Consider the following 10059-nt stretch of genomic DNA (forward strand, 5'->3'; position numbering starts at 1 on the left):
GAGCGAGGGAATCGAAGACACGCCGCGGTGGTCACGCCCTCCGACGCGGGAGGACTCATGACGCAGGCACCTGAACGCACCGAACCCGTCGAGTCCAGGCCCAGCCGCCTCGCCCCGGTCGCCGACGGCGCCGTCAACGCCATCTTCCGCGAGCCCGGCCGCTTCTTCGCGATGTCGCTCGACACCGTGCGCGCGGCGTTCAAGTGGCCGTTCCAGTGGCAGGAGTTCCTGCAGCAGGCCTGGTTCATCGTCAGCGTCACCGTGGCGCCGACGATCATGGTCGCCATCCCGTTCGGCGCGATCCTCTCGCTCCAGGTCGGCAACCTCATCCGCCAGCTCGGCGCGCAGTCGCAGACCGGTTCGACCGCGGTGCTCGCGATCGTCCGCGAGGCCAGCCCGATCGTGACCGCGCTGCTGATCGCCGCCGCGGCCGGCTCGGCGATCTGCGCCGACCTCGGCGCCCGCAAGATCCGCGAAGAGATCGACGCCATGGAGGTGCTCGGCATCAACCCGCTGCACCGGCTCGTGGTGCCGCGCGTTCTCGCCTGTGCCTTCGTCGGGCTGTTCCTCAACGGCATCGTGTCGGTCGTCGGCATCGCCGGCGGCTACATCTTCAACGTCATGCTCCAGGGCGGTACGCCCGGTGCTTACATGTCCTCCTTCAGCGGTCTCGCGCAGCTGCCCGACCTCTACCAGGCCGAGGTCAAGGCCGTGGTGTTCGGCATCACCGCCGCGCTGGTCGCCTCGTACAAGGGCCTGACCGCCTCCGGCGGCCCCAAAGGCGTCGGTGACGCTGTGAACCAGACCGTCGTCATCGCGGCCATGGCACTGTTCGTGGAGAACTTCGTGCTCAGCGCGCTGTACTTCCAGCTCGTGCCGCAGAAGGGAATGTGATGGTCGCGGGACGGGTCGATCTCAGTACACGCGCCGGCTTCCGCACGGCCAAGCGGGTCATCGACGCGCCGCTGGAGCGCCTTGAGGACTTCGGCCGCCAGATGGCCTTCTACGTCCGCGTGTTCGCCTGGGTCTGGCGGGTGATCGTCCGCTACAAGAAAGAGGTCATCCGGCTTCTGGCCGAGGTCAGTCTCGGCACCGGCGGCCTCGCCGTCATGGGCGGCAGCGTGGCGATCGTCGCGTTCATGACGTTCTTCACCGGCACCGAGGTCGGCCTGCAGGGCTACAACGCGCTCAACCAGATCGGCAGCGCGGCCTTCAGCGGCTTCGTCTCCGCCTACTTCAACACGAGGGAGCTCGCGCCGACGGTGTCGGCGCTCGCGCTGTCGGCCACGGTCGGCTGCGGCTTCACCGCCCAGCTCGGCGCGATGCGGATCAGCGACGAGATCGACGCGCTGGAGGTCATGGGCGTCCCGTCGCTGCCCTTCCTGGTGACCACCCGCATGGTGGCCGGCATGCTCGCGGTCATCCCGCTCTACGTCATCGGCCTGCTGGCCTCGTTCTTCGCCACGCGGATCATCGTGACGGTGGCGTTCGGGCAGTCCAGCGGCACCTACGACCACTACTTCTACCTGTTCCTCCCACCGCACGACGTCTTGTGGTCGTTCGGCAAGGTCCTCGTCTTCGCGATGCTCGTGATGCTCATCCACTGCTACTACGGCTACAACGCCAGCGGCGGCCCGGCCGGCGTCGGCGTGGCGGTCGGGCGCGCGGTGCGTACGAGCCTCGTGGTCGTGAACGTCGTGGACCTGCTCATGGGGATGGCCATCTGGGGCACCACGACGACGGTCCGGATCGCCGGCTGAGGACGAGAAGGTGACAACCGCGATGATGACGGGTGATCCGGGGGAGGATGCATGACTACCGGCTCATGGTCCGAACGCCTGCGCTACCGCCTTTACGGCCTGGCGTTCATGATCGTCGTCATCGTGCTCGTGCTGCTGATGCTCGCCCAGTACAACCAGGCGTTCAAGACCGTCTACCACGTCACGGTCAACAGCGACCGGGCCGGCCTGCAGCTCGTCCCGCACTCCGACGTCAAGGTGCGCGGCCTGATCGTCGGTGAGGTCCGCAGCATCCACTCCACCGACACCGGCGCCGCGATCGACCTCGCGCTCGACCCGAGCAAGGCGGCGCTGATCCCGGACAACTCCTCGGCGCGCATGCTGCCCAAGACGGTGTTCGGCGAGAAGTACGTCGACCTGGTGCCGCCCACCGCCGACCCGGGCCCGCACCTGAAGGACGGCGACAGCATCGCCCAGGACAAGTCGACCACCGCCGTCGAGGTGAACCAGGTCCTCGACGACGTCATGCCGCTGCTGAACGCGGTCAAGCCCGAGAAGCTCAACGCGACGCTCAACGCCCTGGCCACCGCGCTGCAGGGCCGCGGCGAGGAGATCGGGCAGACGATCGACCTGGCCGACGGCTACCTCAGGAAGCTCAACCCCCACCTGCCGACGATCGTGCACGACCTGCGCGCGCTGTCCACGGTCACCGGCAACCTGAACGCCGCCGCGCCCGACCTGCTGTCGATCATGCAGAACCTCCAGGTCACCAACAAGACGATCGTCGACAAGCAGCCTCAGCTGGTCTCCCTGCTGGACAAGGGCATCGACCTGACCGGCAAGCTCACCCCGTTCGCGGAGGACAACGAGCCGCGTCTGGTGGGCGCGCAGCTCGCCAACCGGCAGGCGCTCGCCCTCGTCGCCAAGTACTCCCCGAGCATCCCGTGCGTCTTCAAGGGCATGGCCAAGATCCAGCCCCGTCTGGTCGAGGCGATGGGCGGCGGCCAGCCCGGCGTTCACGTCACACTCGAGCTGAGCAAGCCACGGCCGGCGTACAAGCCGGTCCTGGACACGCCGGAGATCAAGGACCAGCGCAACCCCCGCTGCTACGGCGTGCCCGACCCGAAGGTGCCGTTCCCGCAGTACCAGACCCTCGACGGCACCGAGGACGACACGTGGTGGAAGGGCCCGGCCGGCCGTTCGCTGTCCAGCGTCCTGATCAAGCCCGGCGCCTCGACCGATGACGACACCATGCTGAAGAGTCTCATGGCCCCGGCGATGGGCACGTCCGCGAACCAGGTGTCCGACCTGGCCTCCCTGCTCTACGCCCCGGCCGCCAGCGGAATGGTGGTGACGGTGAAGTGAAGACGACGTCGGCCGCCGTCAAGCTGATCATCTTCGCGGTGATCGCGACGCTGTTCACCGGCATCCTCGCGATCACGATCTCCAACACCCAGTTCGTCGCCACGACGAAGTACCGGCTGATCTTCACCGACGCGGCCGGCGTGCTCCCGGGCGACGAGGTCCGCATCGCCGGCGTACGCGTCGGGCAGGTCGACTCGATCAAGCTCTACCACGGCACTCTCGCGCAGGTGACGGTCTCGGTGCTCAAGTCCGAGCCGCTGCCGCGCAGCACCCAGGCCCAGCTGCGCTACCGCAACCTGATGGGCCAGCGCTATGTCTCCCTGACCCAGGGCTCGGGCCAGGGCGGCACCCTGCCGGCGAACGGCATCGTCCCCAAGGAGCAGACCCAGCCGGCGCTCGACCTGACCGCGCTGTTCAACGGCTTCCGCCCGCTGCTGCGGGCCATCCGGCCACAGGACGTCAACCAGCTCTCGTACGAGATCATCCAGGTGCTTCAGGGCGAGGGCGGCACGGTCAACGGCCTGCTCGCACACGTCTCGTCGCTGACCCAGACCCTGGGCGACCGCGACGAGGTCATCGGCCGGGTCATCGACAACCTCGACCGCGTGATCAGCACGATCGACGCGCGCGACGGCGAGGTCTCCTCGCTGATCACCAACCTGAAGAGCCTCGTCTCGGGGCTGTCCGGCGACCGCAAGGCGATCGGCGACTCGCTCGTCAGCGTCAACCAGCTCATCGGCACGACCAACGGCCTGCTCAGCCAGGCGCGGCCTCCGCTCAAGGACGACATCACCCAGCTCGGCAAGCTGTCGAAGGTCCTCGCGGCCAACGGCAACGACCTGGACAAGGCGTTCGCGGCGCTGCCCACCAACTTCACGCTGCTCGACCGGGTGGCGTCCTACGGATCCTTCTTCAACTTCTACCTCTGCAGTCTGGACGCCCAGATCGGGCTGCCCGGAAAGGTCTCTGTCAACACGCCGCAGATCGTGAACGACAACGCCCGGTGCAAAGAATGAGAAAGTTCATCTTCGGGCTGAGAGGGGAGTTCGGCCATGAAGCGGTCGTTCCGGGATCGGGATCCCCTACGAATGGGCGTGCTCGGCGTGACCACGGTGACGCTGCTCGTGGCCCTCTCGTTCAACCTGTCGCGCTTCGAGGGCGGGACGAAGTACCGGGCCGCGTTCACGGAGGCCAGCGGGCTCAAGCCGTCGGAGGACGTCCGGATCGCCGGAGTGAAGGTCGGCAAGATCTTGAGCGTGGGCCTGGAGGGCGACCACGTGAAGGTCGCCTTCACGGTGGACCCCAAGGTGCGCTTCGGCACCAGCTCGCGAGCGTCGATCAAGCTGAGCACGATCCTCGGCTCGCACTACCTGGAGATCCAGCCGAGCGGTTCGGGACGGCAGTCGCCGCACTCGGAGATCCCCACCTCGCGCACGACGCCGTCGTACGAGGTCGTGCCGGCGTTGCAGGACCTCAGCGGGCAGGTGCAGAAGATCGACGTGTCGCAGCTCGGCAAGGCGTTCGACACGCTGTCGGACACACTGCGGGGCTCCCCGGACAACGTCCGTGGAGCGCTGGACGGGCTGCGGAAGGTCTCCCGGGCGGTGGCCTCACGCGACGAGTCGCTGAGCGATCTGCTCCAGCACACGAACAACGTCACCAAACTGCTGGCCGACCGCAGCGGCGACCTGGCGGCGCTGGTCTCGGACGGCTCGCTGCTGCTGCAGGAGATCGACGACCGTCGTGCGGCGGTCCGCTCGCTGCTGTCCGGCACGGTGAGCCTCTCCCAGCAGATCACCGGCACGATCGAAGAGAACCGCGCCACGCTGAACCCCGCCCTGACCCAGCTCCACAAGGTCGTCGGCATCCTGCTGCGCAACCAGGACAACCTCGACCGGGCGGTGAAGGTTCTCGGGCCGTTCGTCACGACTTCGGCGGACGCGACGTCGACCGGCCGGTGGTTCGACGGATACCTCCAGAACCTCATCCCGCTCCCGGCGAGCGTCAAGGGCCCGTCGGGCGGCTCATCGACCAGGTCCCCCGGCACGGACACGCTGCCGATCATTCCGTGAGCGCAAGTACGACACGAGAGGGAAGGGAGGCCTGATCATGAATCCTCCTACGTCGGAGAGAGTGATCACTCGGGCTGCGTTTTCGATTCCCTCGCTGCGCTCGGTCATGGGCCGACGTACCATTCGCCGCGCGGCTCCGCGGGCCCTCGCGATCGCGCTCGCCCTCGGCACCGCGGTCTCGGGATGCACGTTCAAGGGCGTGTCGTCGTTGCCCCTGCCGGGCGGCGTCGACACCGGCTCCCGGCCGTACGACGTGAAGATGGTCTTCGAGAACGTCCTGGACCTGGTGCCGCAGTCGCAGTGCCGGGTCAACGACGTCCCGGTCGGCATGGTCACCAAGATCGACCTGGTCGACTGGAAGGCCGTCGTGACGTGCCGCCTCCGCCGTACGGTCGACCTGCCCGCCAACGCGGTCGCCACCATCTCCCAGACCAGCCTCCTCGGGGAGAAGTACGTCGCGCTGTCCGCCCCGCAGGGACAGACACCGCAGGGACGGCTCGCGGACGGTGCCGAGATTCCGCTCGACCGCACCTCTCGCAGCACCGAGGTCGAGGAGGTGCTGTCGGCGATGTCGATGCTCGTCACCGGCGGCGGCCTCGAACAGATCTCGACGATCAACCACGAGCTCAACGCCGCCCTGCAGGGCCACACCACGCAGCTGCGCGACGTGCTGAACCAGCTCAACACCTTCGTCGGCACGCTCGACCGGCAGAAGAACCAGATCGTCACGACCATCGACAAGGTCGACGCGCTGGCCACGACGCTCGCCAAGCACAACCAGACGATCGCCGACACCATCGACAGCACCGGCCCGGCGGTGAAGGTGCTGGCCTCCCAGCGCAAGGACCTCACCAAGCTGCTCGTCAACATGGACAAGCTGGGCACGGTCGCGACCCGCATCATCAACCGGTCGCAGGGCGACACGGTGGCCAACCTCAAGTCCCTGCAGACCATCCTGGACAACACCAACAAGGCCAGCGACACGATCCCCAAGATCCTCGGCGGCCTGTTCACCTTCCCGTTCCCGCAGACGGTCAGCCAGGCGGTCAAGGGCGACTACGGCAACCTCATGGTCTCCATGGACCTCAACGTGGCCGACCTCGCGCACAACCTCCTCGCCGGCACACCGCTCGCGGGGATCTCCAAGGCCGCGGACAAGCTGCAGAACATCCTGCCGCCGCCGCGCACGAGCCTGCCGGACACGCCGCTGGGCGTGCTGCCGGGACTCACCTCGAACGGGACGGGCCAGAACGGCGGAACCGCGACCCCCGGGTCCTCCCAATCTCCCGGCACCTCCGGCTCGAACGGTGGTTCCGGGGGGATCGGCGACATCCTGCCGCCGCTCGGCATGAGCGGCCGGTCCGGTGACGACCTCGGCGCGCTGCTCCAGGGAGGCACCGCATGATCATCAAGCGCGGCGTCAAGATCCAGCTGCTGGTGTTCGCCGTCATCACCGTGCTGACCATGGCGTACACCCTGGTCAACATCATCGGCATTGGGCAGGGCGTGCTCGACCTGCGGTACCGGGTGTACGTCGACCTCACCGACTCGGGTGGCATCTTCACCAACGCCGAGGTGACCTACCGCGGCGTCACGGTCGGGCGCGTGGGCCCGCTGCGGCTGACCAAGAAGGGCGTGCGCGTCGAGCTGCGCATCGACCGGGGCAAGAAAGTGCCCGCCAACAACGTCCAGGCCTACGTCCTCAACCGGTCCGGCGTCGGCGAGCAGTACGTCGACCTGCGCCCGGCCGGCAACGGTCCGTCGCTGAAGGACGGCTCGGTCATCCCGGTCTCGCAGACGCACCTGCCGGTGCAGACGTACGAGCTGCTGCACAACGTCGACGCGCTGGTCCGTACGGTCAACCCCCAGGACCTCGGCACGGTCATCGACGAGCTCGACAAGGGCCTGTCGGGCACCGGCCCGGACCTGCAGTCGCTGCTCGACTCGAACAAGCGGATCCTCGACTCGCTCAACGCGGCCTACCCCGAGACGATCCAGCTGCTCAACAACAGCCGTACGGTCCTGGACACGCAGGTGGACGAGGGCCCGACGTTCCGGCAGTTCTCCCGCGACCTGGCGTCGCTGACCAGTGAGCTCAAGCACGACGACGGCACGGTGCGCTCGGTGCTGAACACCACGCCCGGCACACTCGACCAGGCCAACGACCTGTTCGAACGCGTCGAGCCGACGCTGCCCACGCTCCTGGCCAACGGATCCGTGATCGGGCAGGTGCTGACCTCGCGCTCCACCCAGTTGCGGCAGATGCTGGTCACGTACCCGCTGATCGTGGGTGCCGCGTTCACCGTGGCACCCGGCGACGGCACCGTGCACTTCGGCCTGGAGCTGAACCTCAACGCGCCACCCGTGTGCACCAAGGGGTACGAGAACACGCGGGTGCGGTATCCGCAGGACACGCGCCCGGCGAGCGTCAACCCCAAGGCCTCCTGCAAGCTGCCGAAGAACTCGACCACGGCCGTACGCGGCTCGCGCAACGCCCCGCCCGCGGCGCCGTACCCCCAGCTCCCGGCCGGCGCCACCTCGGGCGCGGGCTTCCCGTACGAGCGGACCTACTCGAGCGGGTCTTCGTCCTCCTCGTCGTCGTCCTCGTCCTCGGATGCGGCCAAGCAGGCGTCGGGGCAGCAGTCGCCGGGGGCGTCGAACGGTGCGCAGTCCGCATCCCAGCTTCAGACGCTCTTCGTCACGGGCTACGATCCCCGGACTCGCGTTTACACGGGACCCGACGGAGAGCAGTACCGGTTGGGCAAGGTCAGTCAACTGACGGGAGACGCTTCATGGCAGACGCTTCTGCTGAGCCCGATCGTCGGCTGAGCGCCGGCCGTGGCCGGCTGGGGGCGATGCTCGACCGGCGGGTACGCGGAGGCCGTCTGGGAGCGGCCTTCGCGGCACTGGGACTGATCTTCATCGCACTGACGGTGTGGGCGGGCTTCCTCGCCAAGAGCACGTACGCCGCCGACACCCGCAAGTCCGACATCGCCGCCGTTCAGGAGGTCGCGCGCCGGGTCGTCACCCACTTCTACGAGATCAGCTACCAGACCTTCGACCAGGACACCCAGCGGGTGTACACGGACCTGGACAGCGCGTTCAAGGCGCAGGCGGTGCAGCAGCTCGGTTCGACCTGGAAGCAGACCGTGGTGAGCAACCAGCTGGTCTCCAGCGCGGTCGTGTACGCCTCGGGCGTGGTGAACATCAACTCCAAGTCGGCCGAGGTCATGGTCACCGTGAAGCGCACCTCCCAGTCCAGCCAGGTGAAGACCCCGGTGTCGTCGTGGGCGAGCGCGCAGGTGCAGCTCACCAAGCGGGGTGACGACTGGAAGGTCTCGGGGATGGGCGGTCTGCAGTGACGGTGGAGACGGACAGCGAGCGCCGCCGGGCCGCGCGACGGGCCGGCCGCGACGACAAGCGCGAGCGGAAGCGCGACGACAAGGGAGAGCGGAAGCGCGACGACGAGCGCGAGCCGGAGGGCTCCGGGAAGACCCCGGCGGCCGGTCGCCGGTCCCCGGCGACGCCGATGCTGGCACTGCTGGGCTGCGCGTGCCTCGTGCTGGCGGTGTGCTGCCTGTACCTGTGGCACCAGGAGATCCACGACCGAGCCGTCACCCGTGCCCGCGACGACGCGCGCGCCGCCGCCCAGTCCGAGGCGAAGGACCTGCTCTCGTACAACTACAAGACCCTCGACTACGACCTGAGCAAGGCGAAGTCGGAGATGACCCCGGGCATGGCCAAGTCGTTCGGCGACTACTGGCAGATCTTCCGCCCGTCGGTGGAGAAGAGCCAGACCCAGGCCCTGACCCAGATCCAGGTAACGGGAGTGACCGACGCGACCCCGACGCGGGTCGAGGTGGTCCTGTTCGTGAAGATGATCTCGGTCAACGCCGCACACAAGGAGCCCCAGGTGGACACGTCCTGGCCGCGGCTCCAGATGCAGAAGATCGGCAAGAAGTGGCTGATCGACGGCCCGAGGATGACCACCCCGCCCCCGGCGTCGGCCTCCCCGACCCCGGCTCCGTCAACGTCGAAGAAGCCGCCCTCCAAGACGTCCCCGAAGACGTCGAAGCGACCGTAGCCGACCTGACCGGGCCGGACCGGGTCGGTGGCGGTGCGGCCGCGAGAGGGCGACGTACGGCGCGGGCAGGGGCGGTGCGGGTTTTTCGGGGCCTGCGGCGCCTCGGAGGCCGGTAGCGGCCCTCTCCGGGCGCGGTGGGGGCGCTGGGGACCCGTTTTGGGGCCGCCGGGCCTCCGATCACTCCTCGCCGGAGAACCGCTCCCACGCGGATTGGCGAGTGATGCCGAGGGCCTGCCCGATCCGCGCCCAGGTGACGCCTCGACGGCGCAACTCCCGCACCCACGAGCGCAGATCGGCCTCAACCTGATCGGCGACCGCGGCGACGCGCGGGATGTGGTCGAGCATCTGTTCGTCGTCCAGCGACTCCCAGACCGGCAGCCGTGGCCTGACCGGGGCGTCGCGGTACTCCTCGATGATCGCTTCGGCCAAGCCGATGCACTCGTTGCAGATGTGCACTCCGGGCCCGGCGACCATCTTGTCGACCTCGGTGTGCGCCTTGCCACAGAACGAGCAGCGCACCGCCTCAGCAGGGGGAACAGGCATCGCCATGAGAAACCTCCATGTGTCAGGAAACCCCTGACAAAGGTAGATCGTCAGGGATGCCCTGACAAGCCCCCCGCGAGAGGCTCGCACCCAGAGAAGTTATCCACAGCCACGCCGCCGGCCTTCCTGCGGCGGCTTTCGAGGGTGGACGATAGAAGTGGGCTGGCGCCCCGGGCGGGAGGGCCTCACCGTGTGGGCCTCACCGTGTGGGCCTCACCGTGTGGGCCTCACCGTGTGGGCCTCACCGTGTGGGCCT

10 protein-coding genes are annotated in these 10059 nt (G+C 68.2%); 9 read left to right on the forward strand and 1 reads right to left on the reverse strand.

Going from position 1 to position 10059, the window contains the following annotated elements; genetic code table 11:
• The first annotated feature begins 57 nt into the window (after positions 1-57).
• From ACFFNX_RS08495 to ACFFNX_RS08535, 9 genes are all read left to right on the forward strand, one after another.
• On the forward strand, positions 58-894 hold the full coding sequence (locus ACFFNX_RS08495; protein ID WP_446678507.1) for an MlaE family ABC transporter permease: 837 nt from the start codon (positions 58-60) through the stop codon (positions 892-894).
• On the forward strand, positions 894-1760 hold the full coding sequence (locus ACFFNX_RS08500) for an MlaE family ABC transporter permease (protein WP_378197779.1): 867 nt from the start codon (positions 894-896) through the stop codon (positions 1758-1760). Before ACFFNX_RS08495 ends, ACFFNX_RS08500 begins: the two co-directional genes overlap by 1 nt.
• A 51-nt stretch (positions 1761-1811) precedes the next feature.
• Positions 1812-3104 carry an MCE family protein gene (locus ACFFNX_RS08505; protein WP_378197781.1) on the forward strand — a complete coding sequence of 431 codons (1293 nt, stop codon included), beginning with the start codon at positions 1812-1814 and terminating at the stop codon, positions 3102-3104.
• Positions 3101-4120 (forward strand): MCE family protein, encoded by a 1020-nt coding sequence (locus ACFFNX_RS08510; protein WP_378197783.1) that lies wholly within the window; start codon positions 3101-3103, stop codon positions 4118-4120. Before ACFFNX_RS08505 ends, ACFFNX_RS08510 begins: the two co-directional genes overlap by 4 nt.
• A 36-nt stretch (positions 4121-4156) precedes the next feature.
• Positions 4157-5176 carry an MCE family protein gene (locus ACFFNX_RS08515; RefSeq protein ID WP_378197785.1) on the forward strand — a complete coding sequence of 340 codons (1020 nt, stop codon included), beginning with the start codon at positions 4157-4159 and terminating at the stop codon, positions 5174-5176.
• Positions 5177-5282: 106 nt separating this feature from the next.
• Entirely contained in the window at positions 5283-6581 is a 1299-nt protein-coding gene (locus tag ACFFNX_RS08520) for an MCE family protein (protein ID WP_378197787.1), read from the forward strand.
• Positions 6578-8005, forward strand: a complete 1428-nt coding sequence (locus tag ACFFNX_RS08525; protein ID WP_378197789.1) for an MCE family protein — start codon at positions 6578-6580, stop codon at positions 8003-8005. The genes ACFFNX_RS08520 and ACFFNX_RS08525 overlap by 4 nt, the downstream gene beginning before the upstream one ends.
• The gene (locus ACFFNX_RS08530) at positions 7969-8538 is read left to right on the forward strand and encodes a hypothetical protein (protein ID WP_378197791.1); all 570 of its coding nucleotides are present in this window, start codon (positions 7969-7971) and stop codon (positions 8536-8538) included. Before ACFFNX_RS08525 ends, ACFFNX_RS08530 begins: the two co-directional genes overlap by 37 nt.
• Positions 8539-8540: 2 nt before the next feature.
• Entirely contained in the window at positions 8541-9260 is a 720-nt protein-coding gene (locus tag ACFFNX_RS08535; RefSeq protein WP_378197793.1) for a hypothetical protein, read from the forward strand.
• A gap of 177 nt (positions 9261-9437) precedes the next feature.
• Here ACFFNX_RS08535 and ACFFNX_RS08540 read toward each other — a convergent pair whose 3' ends face one another.
• The gene (locus tag ACFFNX_RS08540) at positions 9438-9809 is read right to left on the reverse strand and encodes a ClpX C4-type zinc finger protein (RefSeq protein ID WP_378197795.1); all 372 of its coding nucleotides are present in this window, start codon (positions 9807-9809) and stop codon (positions 9438-9440) included.
• Positions 9810-10059 lie beyond the last annotated feature (250 nt).

This window comes from Actinoallomurus acaciae (genome assembly GCF_042429965.1).
Classification (GTDB): Bacteria; Actinomycetota; Actinomycetes; order Streptosporangiales; family Streptosporangiaceae; genus Actinoallomurus; species Actinoallomurus acaciae.

Coding starts and splice junctions, on each gene's coding strand:
- ACFFNX_RS08540 (WP_378197795.1), bottom strand. CDS start 9,809: ATGGCGATGCCTGTTCCCCCTGCTGAGGCGGTGCGCTGCTCGTTCTGT.
- ACFFNX_RS08500 (WP_378197779.1), top strand. CDS start 894: ATGGTCGCGGGACGGGTCGATCTCAGTACACGCGCCGGCTTCCGCACG.
- ACFFNX_RS08530 (WP_378197791.1), top strand. CDS start 7,969: ATGGCAGACGCTTCTGCTGAGCCCGATCGTCGGCTGAGCGCCGGCCGT.
- ACFFNX_RS08515 (WP_378197785.1), top strand. CDS start 4,157: ATGAAGCGGTCGTTCCGGGATCGGGATCCCCTACGAATGGGCGTGCTC.
- ACFFNX_RS08505 (WP_378197781.1), top strand. CDS start 1,812: ATGACTACCGGCTCATGGTCCGAACGCCTGCGCTACCGCCTTTACGGC.
- ACFFNX_RS08520 (WP_378197787.1), top strand. CDS start 5,283: ATGGGCCGACGTACCATTCGCCGCGCGGCTCCGCGGGCCCTCGCGATC.
- ACFFNX_RS08495 (WP_446678507.1), top strand. CDS start 58: ATGACGCAGGCACCTGAACGCACCGAACCCGTCGAGTCCAGGCCCAGC.
- ACFFNX_RS08525 (WP_378197789.1), top strand. CDS start 6,578: ATGATCATCAAGCGCGGCGTCAAGATCCAGCTGCTGGTGTTCGCCGTC.